Origin of the sequence: Mesorhizobium sp. M0293, assembly GCF_040321735.1 — a bacterium.
In the GTDB taxonomy this organism is placed as follows: domain Bacteria; phylum Pseudomonadota; class Alphaproteobacteria; order Rhizobiales; family Rhizobiaceae; genus Mesorhizobium.
In genome coordinates, this window is the sequence record NZ_JAMYSA010000036.1 from 31,381 (window position 1) to 51,948 (window position 20,568).

Annotated in this window: 16 protein-coding genes and 4 pseudogenes; all 20 read left to right on the forward strand. The window is 60.4% G+C overall.

What is annotated here, in order from left to right; all coding sequences use genetic code 11:
* The first annotated feature begins 25 nt into the window (after positions 1-25).
* The 20 genes and pseudogenes from NKJ06_RS15765 (at position 26) to NKJ06_RS35815 (ending at position 20,562) form a co-directional block, all read left to right on the forward strand.
* Positions 26-1,060 (forward strand): annotated as a pseudogene (locus tag NKJ06_RS15765) (IS110 family RNA-guided transposase).
* A 167-nt stretch (positions 1,061-1,227) separates the two neighbouring features.
* Positions 1,228-1,366: pseudogene (locus NKJ06_RS15770) on the forward strand (IS5/IS1182 family transposase); the annotation flags it as partial.
* A gap of 162 nt (positions 1,367-1,528) precedes the next feature.
* On the forward strand, positions 1,529-2,095 hold the full coding sequence (locus tag NKJ06_RS15775) for a ParB/RepB/Spo0J family partition protein (protein ID WP_352810154.1): 567 nt from the start codon (positions 1,529-1,531) through the stop codon (positions 2,093-2,095).
* A 53-nt stretch (positions 2,096-2,148) separates the two neighbouring features.
* Positions 2,149-2,916, forward strand: a complete 768-nt coding sequence (locus NKJ06_RS15780) for a hypothetical protein (RefSeq protein WP_352810155.1) — start codon at positions 2,149-2,151, stop codon at positions 2,914-2,916.
* A 14-nt stretch (positions 2,917-2,930) separates the two neighbouring features.
* Positions 2,931-3,761, forward strand: coding sequence for a DNA adenine methylase (locus NKJ06_RS15785; RefSeq protein ID WP_352810156.1), 831 nt, complete (start codon positions 2,931-2,933; stop codon positions 3,759-3,761).
* Between the two features lie 306 nt (positions 3,762-4,067).
* A complete protein-coding gene (locus tag NKJ06_RS15790) occupies positions 4,068-4,982 on the forward strand; it encodes a hypothetical protein (RefSeq protein ID WP_502905623.1) in 915 nt (304 codons plus the stop codon).
* 16 nt (positions 4,983-4,998) lie between these two features.
* A complete protein-coding gene (locus tag NKJ06_RS35810) occupies positions 4,999-5,523 on the forward strand; it encodes a helix-turn-helix domain-containing protein (RefSeq protein ID WP_502905624.1) in 525 nt (174 codons plus the stop codon).
* An 807-nt stretch (positions 5,524-6,330) separates the two neighbouring features.
* On the forward strand, positions 6,331-6,657 hold the full coding sequence (locus NKJ06_RS15795) for a helix-turn-helix domain-containing protein (RefSeq protein ID WP_352810178.1): 327 nt from the start codon (positions 6,331-6,333) through the stop codon (positions 6,655-6,657).
* The gene (locus NKJ06_RS15800; RefSeq protein WP_352810157.1) at positions 6,632-7,888 is read left to right on the forward strand and encodes a type II toxin-antitoxin system HipA family toxin; all 1,257 of its coding nucleotides are present in this window, start codon (positions 6,632-6,634) and stop codon (positions 7,886-7,888) included. Before NKJ06_RS15795 ends, NKJ06_RS15800 begins: the two co-directional genes overlap by 26 nt.
* Positions 7,889-8,360: 472 nt before the next feature.
* The gene (gene nifH, locus NKJ06_RS15805) at positions 8,361-9,254 is read left to right on the forward strand and encodes a nitrogenase iron protein (protein ID WP_352810158.1); all 894 of its coding nucleotides are present in this window, start codon (positions 8,361-8,363) and stop codon (positions 9,252-9,254) included.
* Between the two features lie 97 nt (positions 9,255-9,351).
* Positions 9,352-10,854 (forward strand): nitrogenase molybdenum-iron protein alpha chain, encoded by a 1,503-nt coding sequence (gene nifD / locus NKJ06_RS15810; RefSeq protein ID WP_352810159.1) that lies wholly within the window; start codon positions 9,352-9,354, stop codon positions 10,852-10,854.
* 126 nt (positions 10,855-10,980) lie between these two features.
* Positions 10,981-12,522, forward strand: coding sequence for a nitrogenase molybdenum-iron protein subunit beta (gene nifK / locus NKJ06_RS15815; protein ID WP_352810160.1), 1,542 nt, complete (start codon positions 10,981-10,983; stop codon positions 12,520-12,522).
* 56 nt (positions 12,523-12,578) lie between these two features.
* A complete protein-coding gene (nifE, locus tag NKJ06_RS15820) occupies positions 12,579-14,069 on the forward strand; it encodes a nitrogenase iron-molybdenum cofactor biosynthesis protein NifE (RefSeq protein WP_352810161.1) in 1,491 nt (496 codons plus the stop codon).
* 9 nt (positions 14,070-14,078) lie between these two features.
* Positions 14,079-15,461, forward strand: coding sequence for a nitrogenase iron-molybdenum cofactor biosynthesis protein NifN (gene nifN / locus NKJ06_RS15825; RefSeq protein WP_352810162.1), 1,383 nt, complete (start codon positions 14,079-14,081; stop codon positions 15,459-15,461).
* Entirely contained in the window at positions 15,427-15,924 is a 498-nt protein-coding gene (gene nifX / locus NKJ06_RS15830; RefSeq protein WP_352810164.1) for a nitrogen fixation protein NifX, read from the forward strand. The genes nifN and nifX overlap by 35 nt, the downstream gene beginning before the upstream one ends.
* Positions 15,925-15,941: 17 nt before the next feature.
* The gene (locus NKJ06_RS15835) at positions 15,942-16,421 is read left to right on the forward strand and encodes a NifX-associated nitrogen fixation protein (protein ID WP_352810165.1); all 480 of its coding nucleotides are present in this window, start codon (positions 15,942-15,944) and stop codon (positions 16,419-16,421) included.
* 27 nt (positions 16,422-16,448) lie between these two features.
* Positions 16,449-17,234: a winged helix-turn-helix transcriptional regulator gene (locus tag NKJ06_RS15840; protein WP_352810166.1), complete on the forward strand. Its 786-nt coding sequence runs from the start codon at positions 16,449-16,451 to the stop codon at positions 17,232-17,234.
* Positions 17,235-17,336: 102 nt separating this feature from the next.
* On the forward strand, positions 17,337-18,218 hold the full coding sequence (locus NKJ06_RS15845; RefSeq protein ID WP_352810167.1) for a universal stress protein: 882 nt from the start codon (positions 17,337-17,339) through the stop codon (positions 18,216-18,218).
* A gap of 1,330 nt (positions 18,219-19,548) precedes the next feature.
* A pseudogene (locus tag NKJ06_RS15850) lies at positions 19,549-19,810 on the forward strand (TlpA disulfide reductase family protein); the annotation flags it as partial.
* A 289-nt stretch (positions 19,811-20,099) separates the two neighbouring features.
* Positions 20,100-20,562: pseudogene (locus NKJ06_RS35815) on the forward strand (DUF269 domain-containing protein).
* Positions 20,563-20,568 lie beyond the last annotated feature (6 nt).

Consider the following 20,568-nt stretch of genomic DNA (forward strand, 5'->3'; position numbering starts at 1 on the left):
GCTGGTGCCTGAGGCCGAGGAAGGCATCGCGGCAGGCGCGGCCTGCCTGCGAGCGGTCCTCGCAGAGACCAAATTCCGATGTTGTGGACCTCATGCGATCACCTCGCGGCACACCGTGCCCGTTTCGTCGACGATGCAAATTGCGGTCTCTTTCACCGAGACGTGGAAACGCGTCGGGCTTGAGGCCGGACCTTTGTCGCAATGGCTGTTCAAGGGGCTTGCCAAAGCCGGCTTGCCAGTGGTTTGCATTGAGACGCGTCACACCAAGGCATTCCTGAAGGCGCAGCCGAACAAGACCGACCGCAATGATGCGCGCGGGATCGCGCAGATAATGCGGGTCAATCTGTTCCGTCCGGTGCATGTCAAGACCCTGACGAGTCAGAAGCGCCGGGCGCTGCTGACGGCGCGCAAGCTCTTAAAGGACAAGGCGATTGCCATCGAGAACGACATCCGCGGGCTGTTGCGCAACTTCGGTCTCAAGGTTGGCAAGGTCGGTGCGGTCAAGTTTGAGGAGCGGATCCGCGAGCTCACCGAAGGCATGCCCGATCTGGCCGAGATCGTCGAACCGTTGCTCGACGCGCGCCGCAAGCTGCGCCAGAATTATGCCGCCCTGCACCGCAAGCTTCTGGCGATCGTCCGGGATGATGAGGTTTGCCGCCGGCTGATGTCGATCCCCGGTGTCGGCCCCGTCGTGTCGCTGGCCTACACCGCGACAATCGATATCCCCGCCCGCTTCCGCAACTCCAAGGCGGTCGGTCCGATTTTGGGCCTGACGCCGGCGCTCCACGAATCGGGCGAAAGCCGTCGGGTGGGCGGGATCTCGTTATGCGGCGACGGCATGATGCGAACGTTGCTCTACGAGGCCGCGCAGACCCTGCTCACGCGGGTGACGAAATGGTCCTGGCTGAAGGCCTGAGCGATGGACGTCACCAAGCGGCGCGGCCAGCAGAAAGCCATCGTTGCGCTCGCCCGCCGGCTGGCGGTGATCATGCATCGCATCTGGAGCGACGGCACACAGTTCCGCTGGACCAGGACGGAAATGATGCCGGTCGCCGGCTGAACAATTGATAAACGTCGCCCCCCCGACGGGACGACACCAGTTCCACCCACCGGTGGAAAAGCTGTCCTTCGCGGGACGAGGATGAGGTGAGTTCGTGGATTGGCTTGGCTCGATTGCCCCATCATCGGCAATCAAGGCGCTCGACAGATTGTTCCACCCATTCTTCTGTCGTCGAGCGGACCTTCGCATGGCTGGGCAGATGCCGAAGGCTGGCCAAGGACTTCGAGCGATCCATCGAATCCGCACAGGCCTGGGTCTTCATCGCAAACATCCGCATGCTCCACCCGACGCCTCGCAAGGACCTGAAAACATGGCGGTCATTCCGATTCAGACACTTAGGCAATCGATATTACCGCCCACGGGCAGCGGATCATTTCTGGTTGATGAACCGTAAGGCACCAGTCAAAACTCTTGCCCCCGCCGATTGCACTGGTCATAACTTCGCTCGCGGAGCGATAGGGGGAAGTCATGGAAAAAATCCAAGTAAACGTCAGCCAACTTCTGTTGGACCTTGACAATCCCCGAATTGTGAGCGCCGACACGCAACCTGATGCATTGCGCTCGATGATCGAGTTCGATCCGCGCCACTTCAAAACCATGATGGGGAGTATCAAGGACCATGGCCTTGATCCGGGAGATGCGTTCTACGTTATCGCTAGTGAGACCGATCCGGACGAATTTATTGTCGTGGACGGAAACCGGAGGCTCGCGGCCCTTATGGCGCTACGCCAGCCGTCCCTATTACAGGGTATCCCGATTTCTGCAAACTTGCGGCAGAAGTTGGCAGCGGTATCGAACGGGTATGACCCGGCGTCAAATGAGGAAGTGGATGCCGTTTTGTTCGATGAGCGGGCGGCCGCCGACGAATGGATACTACGGCGGCATGGTCGCGGAATGGAAGGTGAGGCCCGCACATATTGGGGGCCGCTTGAGATACAGCGCTTTCAGAGAGACCGCAGCGTCTTAGATGTCATCGAATTTGTCAAAAAGAACTCGACCTTTGGTGATGATGGGCGCGGATCGAGGAGAAGCTGACGGATAAGGCCAGCGTCCTCCGGCGGTTTCTGGAGGCGAAGCCCATTCGTGAATTGCTCGGCTTAACGGTCAGCGAATCTGGCGATGAGACCGTACCCGAGTTCTCCGCCAAGCCGGTGACAGCCATTAAAGTCTTGAGTGCAATTGTGTCTGACGTGGCTGACGGCACTGTGACTACCCGAACGCACAATAGGAAGGAGAACTTTGAGGAGTATGTCGCCGACCTTCCCGACGACCTGAAGAATAGCAAACCGGGAAGCAAAAAGGTTCGGTTCAGGGATGCAACCGTTTCCGGCGGGGGAACTCGGCCACGACAAAAGGCGAAACCAACCGCAATCCCACAGCCGGTAAAGCGGTCCAAGGCAAAACCGCCTCGCATAACCCTTGCACCTCGCAGCCATCGTTTTGCGGTGCCCCCATCCGAGAAGGCGGAGCGCCTCCTTTTTGAAGCTTCAAAGATAAATTTGAAGATCACGCCGCTGGCGTGTGCTTATGTACTCCGAGCCTTTATCGAAAATACGATAGACGGCTACATCGCAGATAAGAGGCTTTCCGACTGGAACTCGGCCAAGAACCAACGCTACGACCTGAAACAGCGATCACAAATCGTGATGGATGATTTGGTGGCAAAGAGGGCTGCGAAAAAGGACGATCTTCGGAGCATTACACGAATTCTAACCAATTCAACCGATCCTGCGTCAATCCAGGCTCTTAACGACTACGTACATGGGAAATATCACGTGCCTTCTGTCGACACGCTGCGAAACGTTTGGGACGTTGCCGAACCCCTTTTCATAGCGGTCTACGGGCCTGCAAAATGAGGGAGGGCGGCTCATTGGTCCCGACCGGCCGGTTTTCACCGCTGCGCTATCCAGGAGGCAAAGGAAAACTAGCCTCGTTTGTCGCGGCGATTGTCAGAGACAACGGACTAGTGGACGGCCGCTACGTCGAACCGTATGCCGGAGGCGCTTCCGTCGCGTGGGAGTTGCTTCTGACGGGGCTCGTCCGGCGAGTTGAGATAAACGACATCAGCAGGCCGATTTTTGCCTTCTGGTCCTGCGTTGTCAATGAGACGGAGGCCCTTTGCCGCCTGATCCGTGATTGCACCATCGACATTGACACGTGGGATCGGTGCAAATCAGCGTTTCATCGGGCAAATCTGGACGAACTTATTGAACTTGGATTTGCAACTTTCTTCCTCAATCGTACTAACCGATCCGGCATCCTTAATGGCGGCATCATCGGCGGCAGGGACCAGACCGGCCCTTGGAAGATCGATGCCCGGTTCAATAAGGCCGAGCTGATAGAGCGTATCCAGCGGATAGCCCTCCTGCGGTCCCGCATACGGTTGACCAACTTGGATGCCGTGGAATTTTTGGGCACTCGCGCCGAGAGCTGGAATGACAAGACGCTGGTCTATCTCGACCCGCCATATTTCCTCAAAGGAGGCCAACTCTATTTCAACTCCTACGGGCCGGGAGACCACGATGACGTGTCGAAGTTGGTACGTTCATTGCTGCACGGCATTCACTGGATTGTGTCCTATGACGATGTGGAGCCGATCCGGGGCCTCTACCGCCACGAGAGGGCGCTTTTCTATTCAATCGGCTACAGCGCGAGAAACAGAGGGCAGGGAACGAGGCAATGTTCTTTAGCCCTGACTTAACTGTCCCTCCCGTCGCCGGCTCGATGGTCGAACTATCCCGCCGGGACGCATTGCCCGACAATGAAGATGCGACCGCCTCAATTGGGCGGAAAAATCCGAGCGGCCTAACTCGATAGTTGTGGCCGCGCGATCCCCTCACCCGCCTCGCCCATTCTCAACAACAAGCGCGGCGGCATCGGCCCCCTGCTTGACATCTCCGGCTACACGGACAAGGGTCTCGGCCTCATATCCCGTGCCGAGACGGAGCAGCAGCAGGCCGCGAACGCCAAGAGCTTTACCGCCCGAACTAAGCTCGATGAGGACGCAATGTACGGTCCTCTTGCCGAGGAACAGGTCAAGGCGATCCAGAGGACCAAGGGCAACGAGTGGCTTACCGATGCCAAGGCCGGCCGAGTACCCCGAAAGCTCGAAACGCAGCAAGGCCCAGCTCACTACGGGCAAGCCAAGGAGGAGGAGAAGCGCCGCACGGTTTGCCGGACAGAGCCTAGTGCGAACGCCTATGCCGAGTTGGAGACCCAGGGGGTGCCCAGCGGCTCAAGGACGTCGACTACATGGGGCCTGATGGCATGCGGGCGAAGACTGGTTGTCATGTATGCCGGACGCGGCCAAGGTTATCCGGTATATCGCTGCGAGCGCGGCAACCTCATGATGGCACAGGCGCGATGCAAGTCGTTCAACGGCTTTCGTACCGACGCGGCGGTGACCCGCGAAGCGCTGGAGGCGGTTGCGCCGATGGCGATCGAAGCGGCGTTGGAGGCTGAACGGATGCAGCTGGAGAGCGAGGCCAGGCGCCGGCAGATGATCGAGCTGGACCTGCAGCAGGCGCGCTACGAGGCATCGCTCGCCGAGCGCCGCTATGCGGCCTGCGACCCGGAGAACCGGCTTATTGCGGCCCAGCTCGAGAGGAGTTGGGAAGCCACGCTCAGGCGCGTGGAGACCTGCGAGGCCCGGCTCAGCGAAGTCCAGCGTGTGGAGCCTGTCGACGCGGTTCCGGACTTCACGGGCCTCGCCCAGGATCTCAAGGCCACCTGGAATGCGCCGGGTGTCGACATGCGCTGTCGTCAGCAACTGCTGCGCGCGCTCATCAAGGACATCGTGGCGGATGTCGATGACGATGCGCGCGACGTGATCTTGACCATCCACTGGCATGGAGGCCAGCACTCGCAGGTCAGTGCGGGTTCGCAAGCCCAAATCCGGAGAGCATGGCCAGCGTACGCCTGAGGAGGCTCTGGCGATCATGCGATCCATGGCAACCCGGTGGTCGGATGCCGAAATCGCTGCCACACTCAACCGCATGGGCATGCAGACCGGTCAGGGAAAGACCTGGACCGCGCGTCGCGTCCAATCGCTGCGCACGGTGCACAAGATCAGCGGCTATCGCTCGTCCGACAAGAATGGCGAGTGGCTCACTATGTCGGATGCGGCCGCGAAGCTCGGCGTGTCGCACGTCAAAATCCGCCGGTTCATCAGGGATGGCCTCTCACCCGCCGAGCAGGTCATGCGCGGCGCGCCCTACCAGATCCGCGCCAGCGACCTCGAAGACGAACGGATCAAGGCCGAACTGGCGCGCAAGCTAGTGGAACTGACGGCGCGACTAGGAAGCATGCTGCCCTACCGGCAGGCGGAGAAGGTGCTGGCCGATTTCTGCCCACTGAACCGACTGAGACGCATGGGACCGTGCGGAAGCGCACCATCAGGATCGGCAAGCGGCTCGACGATAGGTCATGCAGGAAACTTGGCGCGCGAGGTCCCAAACGGATGACCGATGCCAGCTTGGGATGCAGCTTCCCGGAGATCGTCGCAAAGAGTTCGTCATCAGCATTGATACGGTGCACGTTCGTAGCGCTGATCAACATTCGGCGCGAATTTTCGAGCTCGTCGTGGCCAGATGCGGCCGCGGGGGACGGGGTGCAAAGGGGCGGTCTCTATTTCGTTACCGGCAGTACCGACCAGCAGGCAATCCGCGATCGTGCTCTTCACTCTCTCCAGGAAGGATATAGCGGCTTTGGGGATGTGACGGTGTTCTCGGACGGGGCCAAATCCTTTAGCGGCTGCCCGCGCCGCCCAAAACGACGACCCACATCATCGACTGGTTTAATATTGCCATGAAGATCCAGCCCATGCAGCAGATCGCCGATCACATCGTGCGATCCCGATCCGGCCCCTTTTAAGCGCTTCCAACCGTTTCCGGGCTGGGCTTCGATCAGCGCTCCGAAATCATCGACATGTTAAATGAAGGCCGTCCGGCAGCTGGAATCGCTCGTCTCTTTCGCGTTCATAGGGCCACCGTCGGGCGCATCGGCGCCGAGGTCAAAATAGCCGTTCGCTGGATATTCTTTCGTTGGCCGTTTTCGCAGCGGCGTACGCACCGGGTCAGCTGTTCTCCAAGGAATGCCGTGCGCCGCGCGGCGCAAAGGCAGGGAGATCCCCGAACGAGGGGATTGATACCTTTGCATATCATTATGTTCTAATATGATACCCAAACAGATCATAAAAGCTTTGACTTGCTCGTTGGATGAGATACCCTTGTGTATCATCGCGCATTAGAATGGATCGAATAGGTATCATGATGGACTCTGAATCGGAAATTCTGCGGGAAATCGGTGGGCTTTTCAGGCAGGCGAGGCTGGCCGCTGCGATGACGCAGGAGCAGGTTGCTGATTTGGCGGGTATATCCCGTCCCCGATATCGCGACGTCGAAAAGGGAGCCTCAGCCGCGCGTGCAACAACGCTCATGAATATCGCTCGAGCGCTCGGTCTGGAAATGATGCTGGTTCCGCAAGTCATGGTGCCGGCTGTCCAGGCTCTATTGCGTCCGTATGATTATGACGATCGACCCGCCTTTGTTTCTCAACCTGATGATGACGATCATGCCTCCAGTCTTTCGCGCACCTAAGACGATCACGTCGCTGGACGTGCTCTTGAACGCAGTGAAGATCGGCACAATCGTCAGGACGCCGGGCGATTTCAATGCATTCAACTTCGATGAGGCGTACCGCGCGACGGGCGGCTTTCCGGTTCTCAGCCTGTCGTTCCGTGCAGCGACGGGAGGATTGCGGAAAGATCCGAAGCCTGTGCCAAGCGCCTTGCCCGCTTTCTTCGCGAACCTCCTGCCGGAGGAGAAATTGCGCGAGGCGATGGAAAGGCACCACGAAGGCAATGTGCGGCCAGGCAATGATTTCGACCTTTTAGCGGCGCTGGGCAACGATCTGCCGGGAGCCGTACGGGCATTACCCAGTGACGGCGCGATAGCGGTTTCGCAGGACGCTTCAAAGGATCAGCGCAAGGCGCGGTTCTCGCTTGCCGGCGTGCAGATGAAGCTGTCGGTCATGAAGAACATTGGAAAAGGTGGCGGCCTTACCTTGCCAATGGACGACGAGCAGGGCCGGTACATTGCCAAGTTCCCTTCGACGGCTTTTCCGGGCGTTTCCGAGAACGAATTCGCCAACCTGGCGCTGGCAGCAGCAATCGGCATGGAGGTTCCTGAATGCGAACTGGTGGAGAAGTCCGATTTCGAGGATATTCCCCAAGAATTCAACACCCTGTCTGACGGCAAGGTCCTCCTCGTCAAACGCTTCGATCGCGGCGCCGGTGGCGAGAGGATACACATCGAGGATTTCGCTCAGGTCTTCGGCGTCTATCCCTCGCGCAAATATGAGGGGGCCGCTTATCACGACATAGCCTTGGCCCTTGGCGCGGCCGTCTCGCCTACGGCGGCTCTCGAATTCGTCCGCCGCCTGGCACTGACCGTCATCACCGGCAATGGCGACATGCACCTGAAGAACTGGTCTTTGATCTATTCCGGTAACGGCGACAAGCCGGCGCTTGCGCCAATCTACGACGTCCTGTCCACCGTGCCATATATTCCCGCCGACGCTATGGCGCTGTCGCTTGGAGGAGAGCGCTCGTTCAAGGCGCTAGCAGCATCGCGATGGAAAGCATTTGCGAACCGTGCACGGCTTCCGGAGCCGGCAGTCCTGAAGGCAGTGGTCGAGACGGTCAAACTCGTCAACGAGTACTGGTGGCATCTGCCTGAGCGCGACCTTGTCGCAGCGAAAGTGCTCGAGCGGATCGACGGACATGTGAAGGCGATGACGCCGATACTGAACTCCTGCGCCGAGAAGTAAACCGAGTCCCTCGGGTTGATATAGCGGAACTATTCGCCCGTGCCCCGGATTAGTGGCCGTGGATCGGTGGTATGCTAGGATCGCGCGCAAAGCCGGCGGAGTGTCCACTTGGACACGCGTTGAGCAAGCACGTCAGCTCGCGGGCACAGAAGAGTTCGCAGCATCCCGCAGAGGGTCGAGATGCTGTTCGTCCACCTCAATACAACGATGCGGTTCAACCGAATGCGGTGACTGAGGATCGCGATCCGACGCTTTGTGTCGCCAATGTCGCGTCCGCTACACGGGCTGTTCCGACGATCCTTTCTTGGAACTCAAGCTAAACCCCTGAAAAGCAACCATGAAATAATTCTTCAGTTCGATCAGCCAAATTGGCACGAGTCTTGAGATCCTTGGGTGCGAGGCGGCTAGAGCTGCCCGACCGGCATTCATGTCGCGGCAGCCGCGATGAATGGAACGAAGGAAGGAAAGCTACATGTCAGGTTTGCGTCAGATCGCCTTTTACGGCAAGGGCGGCATCGGCAAGTCCACCACCTCCCAAAATACGCTCGCCGCCCTTGTCGACCTTGGGCAGAGAATCCTCATCGTCGGCTGCGACCCCAAAGCCGACTCCACCCGCCTGATCCTGAACGCGAAGGCGCAAGATACGGTCCTGCACCTCGCGGCAGAGGAAGGTTCGGTGGAAGACCTGGAACTCGCGGACGTGCTCAAGGTCGGCTACAAAGGCATCAAATGCGTGGAGTCGGGCGGCCCTGAGCCGGGTGTCGGCTGCGCCGGCCGCGGCGTGATCACCTCGATCAACTTCCTCGAGGAGAACGGTGCCTACGACGATGTCGACTATGTCTCCTACGACGTGCTCGGGGATGTGGTGTGCGGCGGTTTCGCGATGCCGATCCGCGAGAACAAGGCCCAGGAAATCTATATCGTCATGTCCGGCGAGATGATGGCGCTCTATGCCGCCAACAACATCGCCAAGGGCATCCTGAAATACGCCCATTCGGGCGGCGTGCGGCTCGGCGGCCTGATCTGTAACGAGCGCCAAACCGATCGCGAGCTCGACCTGGCCGAAGCGCTGGCTTCCAGGCTCAATTCCAAGCTCATCCACTTCGTGCCGCGCGACAACATCGTCCAGCACGCCGAGCTCAGGAAGATGTCTGTGATCCAGTATGCGCCGGACTCCAAGCAGGCCGCGGAATACAGGGCGCTGGCCGAGAAGATCCACGGCAATTCGGGCCAGGGCACCATCCCGACCCCGATCACCATGGAGGAGCTCGAGGACATGCTGCTCGACTTCGGCATCATGAAGACGGACGAGCAGATGCTTGCCGAGCTTCAAGTCAAGGAAGCGGCCAAGGCGGCCGCACAGTAGCGACCGCTGTGACATGAGGCGCCGCCTGACCTGGTGCGCCTTTCAAAGAACGGCGCCTCGTCGGTGAGGCGTCACCCTGAACCTTGAAAGGGGTCCCATGAGCCTGGAATACGAGAATGACGGTGCCCTCCATGCAAAGCTTATCGAGGAGGTGCTGTCGCAATATCCTGACAAGTCGGCGAAGCGCCGCAGAAAGCACCTCAGCGTCGCAAAGAGCGGCGACGAGGCTGGCGAGGAAAGCGAGGTCCTTTCCGAATGCGAGGTCAAATCGAACATCAAGTCCATCCCCGGCGTGATGACGATTCGCGGCTGCGCCTATGCCGGCTCGAAAGGGGTGGTGTGGGGTCCAGTCAAGGATATGGTCCATATCTCGCACGGCCCGGTCGGCTGCGGGCAATACTCCTGGTCTCAACGCCGCAACTACTACGTCGGCACGACGGGCATCGACACGTTCGTCACGATGCAGTTCACCTCCGATTTCCAGGAGAAGGACATTGTTTTCGGCGGCGACAAGAAGCTGGAACGGATCATCGACGAGATCGAGGAACTGTTTCCACTGAACAAGGGCATGACTGTGCAATCCGAATGCCCGATTGGCCTGATTGGCGACGACACCGAAGCTGTGTCCCGCAACAAGGCCAAGGAGCACGAGAAGACAATCGTGCCGGTGCGCTGCGAGGGCTTCCGCGGCGTCTCGCAATCCCTCGGCCACCACATCGCCAACGACGCGATCCGCGACTGGGTTTTCGAGAAGAAGGACCTCGAGTTCGAGGCCGGCCCGTACGATGTCAATGTGATCGGCGACTATAATATCGGCGGCGACGCCTGGGCTTCGCGCATCCTGCTCGAGGAGATGGGCCTGCGCGTGGTCGGCAACTGGTCGGGCGACGCTACGCTGGCCGAAATAGAGCGTGCGCCGAAGGCCAAGCTCAATCTCATCCATTGCTACAGGTCGATGAACTACATCTGCCGGCATATGGAGGAAAAGTATGGCATCGCCTGGATGGAGTACAATTTCTTCGGCCCCTCCCAGACTGAAGCCTCTCTGCGCAAGATAGCCAAGCATTTCGGGCCGGAAATCGAGGCCAAGGCCGAGGCGGTCATCGCCAAATACCGGCCGTTGGTCGATGCCGTCATCGCGAAGTACCGGCCGCGCCTCGAAGGCAGGACGGTGATGCTCTATGTCGGCGGGCTGCGCCCCCGTCACGTCGTCACGGCATATGAGGATCTGGGCATGGTGATCGTCGGCACTGGCTATGAATTTGGCCATAACGACGACTATCAGCGTACCGGCCATTACGTGAAGAAGGGCACGCTGATCTATGACGACGTGACTGGTTACGAGCTGGAGAAGTTCATCGAGGGGATCCGTCCTGATCTCGTTGGCTCCGGCATCAAAGAAAAGTACCCGGTCCAGAAGATGGGCATACCGTTCCGTCAAATGCATTCCTGGGATTATTCCGGGCCGTATCACGGCTACGACGGCTTCGCCATCTTCGCCCGCGACATGGATCTGGCCATCAACAACCCGGTCTGGAACCTCTACGACGCCCCCTGGAAGAAAAAAGCCGAGCCCTCGGCGGCGATCGCAGCCGAATGAAAACCGGCCTCCCGGAAGCCGGGAGGCCGTTTAACGCCTGTGGCGCTTCGTCCGCGGGAGACCTGAAACGTTTCGACGTCCCTGTACCGCCGTTTGGCGGGCCAGGTGGAAAAGAGGTAACCACCCATGCCGCAGTCGGCTGACAAAGTTCTCGACCACGCGCGCCTGTTCCGCGAGCCGGAATACAGGCAGATGCTCGCCCAGAAGAGGCTCAATTTCGAATGTCCGGATCCGGACCAGGTCGTTACGGACCAACGCGAATTCACCAAGACGTGGGAATACCGCGAAAAGAACCTCGCTCGCGAGGCGCTTGTCGTGAACCCCGCCAAGGCCTGCCAGCCGCTCGGCGCGGTGTTCGCGGCCGCGGGCTTCGAGCGAACGATGTCCTTCGTCCACGGCAGCCAGGGCTGCGTGGCCTATTACCGCTCGCACCTGTCGCGCCATTTCAAGGAGCCTGCTTCGGCGGTTTCCTCCTCGATGACCGAGGACGCGGCAGTGTTCGGCGGCCTGAAGAACATGGTCGATGGGCTCGCCAACACGTACCAACTCTACGACCCGAAGATGATCGCCGTCTCGACCACTTGTATGGCGGAGGTCATTGGCGACGACCTGCACAGCTTCATCGAGAATGCCAAGGACGCAGGCTCGGTCCCGCGCGACTTCGACGTGCCTTTCGCCCACACGCCAGCCTTCGTCGGCAGCCATGTCGACGGCTACGACGTTACGGTCAAGGGCATTTTGGAGCATTTCTGGAAAGGCGAGGAGCGAACGGAAGACGAGGGGACCATCAACGTCATTCCAGGTTTCGACGGCTTCTGTGTTGGAAACAACCGGGAACTCAAGCGCCTGCTTGATCTGATAGGCGTGTCCTATACCTTCATCCAAGACGCCTCTGACCAGTTCGACACGCCGTCGGACGGCGAATACCGCATGTATGATGGCGGCACGAAGATCGAAGACGTGAGGGAGGCACTCAACGCCGAGGCGACGCTGTCGCTGCAGCATTACAACACCCGCAAAACATTGGAGTATTGCGAGGGAGTGGGGCAGGCGACGGCCTCGTTCCATTACCCCCTCGGCGTCCAGGCGACCGACGACTTCCTGGTGGAGGTCTCCGCGATCTCAGGCAAGCAAATCCCCGAGGAAATCCGCCTGGAGCGCGGCCGACTTGTTGACGCCATGGCGGACAGCCAATCCTGGCTGCACGGCAAGAAATACGCCATCTACGGCGATCCGGACTTTGTCTACGGCATGGCCCGCTTCATCATGGAAACGGGCGGCGAGCCGACCCATTGCCTCGCCACCAACGGCACCTCGGCATGGGAAGCCGAGTTGAAGGAACTGCTTGCATCATCGCCCTTCGGCAAGGATGCTCAAGTGTGGGCGGGCAAGGACCTCTGGGCGATGCGCTCGCTGCTCTTCACCGAGCCGGTGGACCTGCTGATCGGCAACTCCTATGGAAAGTATCTGGAGCGCGACACCGGCACGCCGCTGATCCGGCTGACGTTTCCGATTTTCGACCGCCACCATCACCATCGGTTTGCGCTGATGGGCTACCAAGGCGGGTTGCGCGTCCTGACGACGATCCTCGACAAGATTTTCGACAAGCTCGATCGCGAGACAAGCGAGGCGGGCGTGACGGACTATTCGTATGACCTCACCCGCTAAGCGTGACGGTCGGCTTTGGCCGGTCGTCTTTCCGAGGGACTTTGGAGACCGACGCAGTGTCCTTGCTCAGAGCCAAGATCCAGGATGTCTTCAACGAGCCTGCCTGCGAAAAGAACCGCGGCAAGAATGCCAAGGCGCGCAAAAAGGGCTGTTCGAAGCCACTGACCCCCGGGGCGGCGGCCGGCGGCTGTGCCTTCGATGGCGCCAAGATCGTGCTGCAGCCGATCACCGACGTTGCGCATTTGGTCCATGCGCCGCTCGCCTGCGAGGGCAATTCCTGGGACAACCGCGGTGCGGCTTCGTCCGGGCCAACCCTGTGGCGCACAAGCTTCACGACCGATCTCACCGAACTCGATGTTGTGATGGGGCAGGGCGAGCGGAAGCTTTTCAAAGCGATCCGCGAGATCAAGGAAGCGTATGGGCCGCCGGCGATCTTCGTCTATCCGACCTGCGTGACGGCGCTGATCGGCGACGACATCGAGGCCGTCTGCAAGCGCGCGGCGGAAAAGTTCGGCTTGGCCGTTGTGCCGGTCAATGCGCCGGGCTTCGTCGGCTCCAAGAATCTTGGCAACAAGCTTGCCGGCGAGGCGTTGCTCGAGCATGTCATCGGCACGGCCGAGCCCGACGATGCCGGCCCTTACGACATCAACATCCTTGGCGAATTCAACCTCTCCGGCGAATTCTGGCTGGTGAAGCCGCTGCTGGATCGGCTCGGGATCCGGGTGCGCGCCTGCATTCCGGGTGACGCACGTTACGTCGACATTGCCGGCGCGCACCGCGCCCAGGCGGCTATGATGGTGTGCTCGACCGCGCTCATCAATCTCGCCCGCAAGATGGAGAAGCGCTGGGGCATCCCGTTTTTCGAGGGCTCCTTCTACGGCATCACCGACACCTCTGAAGCGCTCCGACAGATCTCTCAGCTGCTCGTGAAGAAGGGTGCCGATCCGGAGATCCTCGGCCGCACCGAGGTATTGATTGCAGAGGAAGAGGCGATCGCCTGGAAGAAGCTCGCCGCCTACCGGCCGAGGCTCGAAGGCAAGCGCGTGCTGCTAAACACCGGCGGTGTGAAGTCCTGGTCGGTCGTCCATGCACTGATGGAGATCGGCATCGAGATCGTCGGCACCTCCGTTAAGAAATCCACAGTCGAAGACAAGGAGCGCATCAAGCAGATCCTTAAGAACGACAACCACATGTTCGAGCAGATGGCGCCGCGCGAGCTTCACGCCATGCTCTCGGAACACAAGGCCGATATCATGCTGTCGGGCGGGCGCACGCAGTTCATCGCCCTGAAGGCCAAGACACCCTGGCTCGATATCAACCAGGAGCGCCAACATCCTTACGCCGGCTATCACGGCATGGTGGAACTCGTACGCCAGATCGACCTCGCTATTCATAACCCGATTTGGCGCCAGGTGCGGGAACCGGCACCATGGGATTGCCAGCCTGCGGTGAGGCAGGAACTGCCGCGCACGAAAAGCGAGACCGCGACCTTGCATGTTGTCCGGGAATTCGCCGGCACGACGGCCGGTGATTTCGGCGAGTGTTGAGGAGAGCCGATGGTCCGCATCCTTCCCCAGACCAAAGCGGCGGCGGTCAATCCGCTGAAGTCATCGCAGCCCTTGGGTGCCGCCTTGGCCTTTCTTGGCGTCGACGGCGCGATGCCGTTGTTCCACGGCAGCCAGGGCTGCACCAGTTTCGCGCTCGTGCTCTTCGTGCGGCATTTCAAGGAAGCCATCCCCCTGCAGACAACGGCGATGGACGAGGTGGCGACGATCCTCGGCGGGGCAGACCATCTGGAAGAGGCGATCCTCAACCTCAAGGCCCGCACAAGGCCAACACTGATCGGGGTCTGCACGACGGCGCTGGTGGAAACCCGGGGCGAAGACTGCGCAGGCGATATCGCCAATATCAGGCTGAAGCGCAGGGAAGAACTCGCGGGTACGGAGGTGGTGCTAGCCAACACACCGGATTTCGATGGCGCGATCGAAGAGGGCTGGGCCAAGGCTGTCACCGCGATGATCGAAAGGATTACGCGGCCCGGCGAGCAGGCGCGGCAGTCGAAGAAGATCGTGATCCTGCCTGGCTGGAACCTCACTGTGGCTGATATCGAGCATTTGCGTGAGATGGTTGAAAGCTTTGGACTGAAGCCGGTGATTCTGCCGGACGTCTCCGGCTCGCTCGACGGTACGGTGCCCGACCGGTGGGTCACGACCACCTATGGCGGCACCAGCGTCGAGGATATCCGCGAGCTTGGCACGGCTGTGCAATGCGTCGCGATCGGGGAGCATATGCGCCGCCCGGCCGAGCTGCTGCAGAGGTTGACCGGCGTGCCTTACGTGCAGTTCCGGTCGCTGACTGGATTGAAGGACGCCGACCGGTTCGTCTCGCTGTTATCCGCGGTTTCGGGCGCGGCGGCGCCGGCTGGCGTGCGCCGTCGCCGGGCGCAGTTGCAGGACGCGTTGCTCGACGGACATTTCCACTTTGGAGGCAAGAAAATTGCGATCGCTGCTGAACCAGACCAACTCTACCAACTCGCGAGCTTCTTCATCGGAATGGGCTCCGAAATCGCGGCGGCGGTCACCACGACCGACATGTCGAAAATTCTGGAGGAAGTGCCGGCGCAGTCGGTTCAAATCGGCGATCTCGGCGATCTGGAAGCTCTTGGCGCCGGCGCTGATCTTCTCGTCACCCATTCCCACGGCCGCCAGGCGGCGCAGCGCCTCGGCATTCCGCTCATGCGGGTCGGCTTCCCGATCTTCGACCGGCTCGGGGCCCAGCACAAGCTCACAATCCTCTACCAGGGGACCCGCGACCTGATCTTCGAGGTCGCAGACATTTTCGAAGCCAACCGGCGCGCGCCGACGCCTGAGGCGTTTGATCCACTCCTTACGCGAGAAATGCCAGATGAGCTCCGTCCGTCGCCTCTCGCTCGTCACTGACGAGGTTCACGCACCGACGCCGGAACGCCAAGCCGGCGCATTGCGCGTGGGAATCGCCACGCACGACATGAAGAACATCAACGCCCATTTCGGCTCGGCCAGGCGCTTTGCTGTCTACGACGTGATGCGCGAGGAGTGGAAGCTCGTCGAAGCCGTGGCCTTCGATGACGTTTCCGACGAGAGCGGGAAGCACCGAACTGAGGGCGACGACCGCATCACCCCGAAGGTGGAGGCGCTGAAGGGCTGTCATCTGCTATTTTGTCTGGCGATCGGCGGACCTTCGGCAGCCAAACTTGTTTCCGCAAAGATCCATCCGATCAAAGTGCCGCAGCCCCAGACCATCCAAGAGGTGCTGTTGCGCACGCAGATGATGCTCAGGACGTGTCCTCCCCCTTGGCTGCGCAAGGTGCTGGCGCAGGCAGGTGTCGCTGAACAGAAACCCTCCTTCGAGGACGAGGGCTGAAATGAAGAGTGAGCGAAATGTCTGATGCCGAGGTTAGCCCTGCCGCCACCGAGGACGAGGCGGCCCTTGCCACCTCGTTCGTCAAATGCCTCGTGCGGCTGATCCGTGCCAATGATTCCCACGGGTCATGGGAAGGCAAATCGGACGCCGAGCTGCTGGGCGACTTCATCATCACCAGGGAACAGCGCCGTGCAATTCCAATCATCGGCGATCCCGATCCGGACGTGCTGTGGAGGCTCGATAAGTTCTACACCGCCGTCGGGCTTGCGATTGAGGAGCGCACGGGCCTGATGGCATCGCCGATGATGGAGATGAGCCACGAGGGCTTCGGGCGCGTGCTCTTCACCGCCGGGCGGTTGGTCGTTCTGTCAAAGACCCTGCGCGACGTCCACCGGTTCGGCTTCGAGACGTTCTGGAAACTCGCCGCGGCGGGCACGAAACTGGCCGGCGATGCGACCGCAGCCATTGAAGCCTATCCCGAGGTGGCACGGGCTTGATGGTATCGATTTTCGAGCAAGGGGATCATGTCAGGCCTTGAGGACATGCGATGGCCAGCCCTCTCAATCGAGGCGGTCGAGGCCGATGTGGTTCTTGGGGTAGCGCTGATGAAGCCACTGGTCTTGATCTGTTCGCAAGATGCGGAGTTGTATCTGTTCCTCAGCCACATTCTGGGGGTGGACGGCTTCACGAGTGAGCCGGCAGGCGGCGTGAAGGAAGCACTTGCATTTGCCGATCAACGGGAGCTCCAGGCGGTAGTCCTGGATTGCGGGCCAGCAAGCGCGACAGGCTCCACAATCTGCGCCCGGTTCAAGGAGGAGCCCCGGACTGGCCTCCTGCCCGTCATTGCGTTGATCGCGCCCGGCGCCGAGAACCAGCACCTCGATCTCTTGAAGGCGGGTATTGACGAGAGCTTTGTGCGGCCCTTCGCGCCGGCCAAGCTGCTTGACTGTCTCCGCACGAAGCTGGCGTTGCCACAGCCGGGCTCAAACGGGATAAAAAACGGCAGCTGGCTCTGTTGCGGCAGCCTTGAGATGAAGCTCGATGCTCACCGGGTTCGAGGTAATGGCCACGACATCCATCTCGGACCTCTCGAATTCAACCTGCTGCGGCAATTTCTTGAGGCTCCCGGCAAGGTCTTCAGCCGAGACGAGCTGATCGATGCGGCCTGGCCGGACAATATCCATATCGGTGAACGCACTGTCGACGTCCATATCAGCCGGATCAGAAAAGCGCTGAAGGCGGCCTCGCCAGGTAGCGTCATTCGTACTGTCAGGTCTGCCGGCTACTCGCTCGAGACGCAGGACGACTGAATAGCGAACCGATGGTGTGCCACTCTCCATCTTCGTTGGAAGGCAAGTCTTGCGGCTTCGAAACGCGCTACCGGCGCGACATACTCGGGGGGAAGCATTCAAATGGCCTTCAAAAGCCTACTCAGTGTAGCGGGAGCTGACCACTCCGATCGGGACGTCAGAACAGCTGCGAGGTTGTGCGCCGAGGTCGGCGCATATTTATCCGTCCTGATTATGTCGCCTCCGCCGCTCGTTATGTCGCCTCCGCCGCTCGGCGATGGTATCCCCGAGTGGCCTGGAAAACGCGCACACGCCGCACTGGCAAAACGGTACAGCCAAATCGAGAGATTTTCACAGGACACGGCCAGTTGGGAAAAAACATCCAGGGAAATTCACAAACTGCTGAGAGCCACGTGGCGGTGCTATGATGTCGATATTGCCAACTGCGATCAGGCCAGCATCGGTGACGCGGTGCGACAGAGGGCGCTCTGCAACGACCTGACAATCGTCGGCCCCCCATTTCTCAACGACGTTAACCTCGGTCCGCTTGTTTTCAACGGCAGCCTGTTCGACACCGGAAAGCCGGTTCTTGTCGTGCCAGAGGGCGCTGAGGCGACTCTGTCTCCACGGCGCGTTCTGGTCGGCTGGGATTCGCGAGTCGAGGCGTCCCGTTCGGTTCGGGAAGCGCTGGATCTGCTATCCGGTGCCGAGGAAGTTCGTGTCGCACTCGTCGATCCGGAGGCGACCTGCACCGGAAACGGCGCCGAGCCGGGAGCCGACATCGCTGCCTATCTCACTCGGCACGGTGCTCGGGTGTCGGTCGACCGACTGGCGAGCCGCGGCAAACCGGTGGCCATGGTGCTAGCGCAGCAGGCAATCGACACGTCTGCCGACCTGATCGTCATGGGCGTTTATGGCAGCCGCCGGCTGCGCGAGCGGCTCTTCGGTGGCGTGACAAGATGGATAGTTGGCAAGCCGCCATTGCCGCTGTTTTTGGCCCGCTGACGGGTTCTGAAGTAGCACCGATGCTGTTCCAAGATCTACTCCCCTGGTCACCTACCCTGATGCGAAGTCGGAGAAAGGTCGCCGCAAACGAGCAGGTGTCGCGAAGCTTATGAGCAACTTGTAAGCGCCGTCGCGAAGAACATTCCCCGGACGCCTCTAACGCGCTCGGTGTTTGCTAGCCGAGACAATCCGTAACGCGCAGACAAACGGCCGGGCAGAAGCCCAGGCGTCCTCAATGCGCTCAAAACACCAATACTCGAGCCGGCGTCAGGTCGAGAAAGAGAGTCGTTTCAGCGCGGCAGGCCGCGTTCGGACCGTAGCCTCATCGTATTGGCGTTATCACGATTTCCCTCACCACTGGCCGGGAACTGAACACGGCAACGACCGTGCAGCGGCCAAGGCACCGACCTTCGGGTCCGACGGTCGGGCTCTCGCCGGCCCTCGGGGCGAACGGTGGCATCAATCACGTGTCATCGCCTGGGATGGTAGCCGGGTCAGCGGCGAGGGCGGCCGCAGCTTCGGCGTTTTCAGTCTGCCCAGCCCACCGCGTGGCGACCGAGCGGGCTTGAGGCCGGTCAATTCCGGCAACGCTCACATTCGCACCAGGTGGTCCCTGTAGGGCCTGTGCACAGGGACACAGAACAACAAAAGTAGGAATCCGGGAGAGTTCACCGGCCCGGCACAGGCCGGCACTCATCCTGGCCCTCTTCGCCACGATCATGATCTGGCGATGACGGTACTCGCGACCCGCAGCCGGACATGACCGGCTTCGTCGTGAAGAACTCTTGCGTCGCCACCAGGAATTCAAGCGCAAAGCGGAAGAGGTGGGGCAGAGGCGATGTTCGGATGGAGCGGCGCCTGCAGTCGCAATGGGTTGCGCTACCGCCTGAGCGACCGAGACGGCAAGAAGCTGAAGCAAGGCTTGCGGCGGGACGATGATGACGAGGCTGGAGGTAGCCCAACGCGGTCATGCATCTGTTCGTCCCTATATGTCGAGACGTCCGTGGCCACGCCCTGTGCCGACGGGAAGCGGGTGATGCGTGTCCAAGACCTGACAGTGGCAGAAAACATGTCGCGTCCAATACAACCGGCGATCTTGGGCACCACGGAAGTTTTTTGAAGTATAATCACGCGTTTACCGCACGCTGAACGCGTTGGCACGGCCTTTGCGAAATTGAGATTCAGCAAACACTGAGTGAAGGCTGACTGGACGCAGATGCGCAAGACGAGCGACGCTCTCCCTTCCTTGAACCTCGTCCCCGTCTCAAGGGGGAACAAGCTTGCGCATGAGGTCACGCAACCTTTGGCTACAGCTGTGGAGGGCAAGACGATGTTGCGGATGGGGTCACCGGCTCCCTCGATCAAACTGGAGGACTGGCTGCGTGGCGAGCCCCTTGCGGACTTCCAGCCCGGCAAAGCCTATATCGTCGAATTTTTGGGCAACTTGGTGCGAACTATGTGCGGCGGAGATGCTCGAGCTGATGCCGCTACAGGAGAAATACAAGGACAGCGGACTTGAGGTCGTCGGGATCGCGGCTGATGAAGACGCTCCAACGGCCGTCGAGGCCCGGACCAAGTTGGACGCGTGGTTGGCGTGAGCGCAGCAAGGAGGTCCATGCAGCACTTGGTCGATCGTTTGCAGCAGGATCGAGGCTCGAATCTTCATGGCCTCCCGCATTGCGGCGGAAGCGATGTTCGATGCGAATTCGCGTGGAAGACTTCGCAGTCGAGGACGTGTTCAAGGTCGGCCCGAGGGACATCAATTGCGTGGAATCAGCGGCGCCGAGCTAGGCGTCGGCTGATCAAGTGTGCCCGAAGTAGGCGTCCCAGAAAACAGATATCGTCCTTCGAGGAAGAGGACTGAAATGAGGAGAAGGCGAAATGTCTGATGCCGCGGTCAGCCCGGCTGTCAACGAGGACGAGGCGGCCCTTGCCACCCCGTTCGTCAAATGCCTGGTGCGGTTCTCCGTGCTCAGGAGTCCTACTGATTATGGGAAGGCAAATCGAACGCCACGCTGCTGGCCGACTTCCCACCAGAAAAAAGCGCCAGGCGATCCGTGGCATGGGATACCCCGATCCGGACGTGCCGTGGAGGCTCGATATGTTCTACACGGCCGTCGGGCTTAGGATCGAGGAGCGCTCCGGCCTGATGACATCGCCAATGATGGAGATGAAACCCATGGGGGCCTCGGACGATTGTTTCACGGCGAGCGGTTGGTCTCTCTGTCGTGACATCCACCGGTTCGGCTTCGAGACGTTCAGGAAACTCCCGGAGGTCGGTACGAAACTGGTCGACGATGCGCCCGCAGCCATTGAAGCCTATCGCGACGTGGCGCGGGCGTGAAGACAC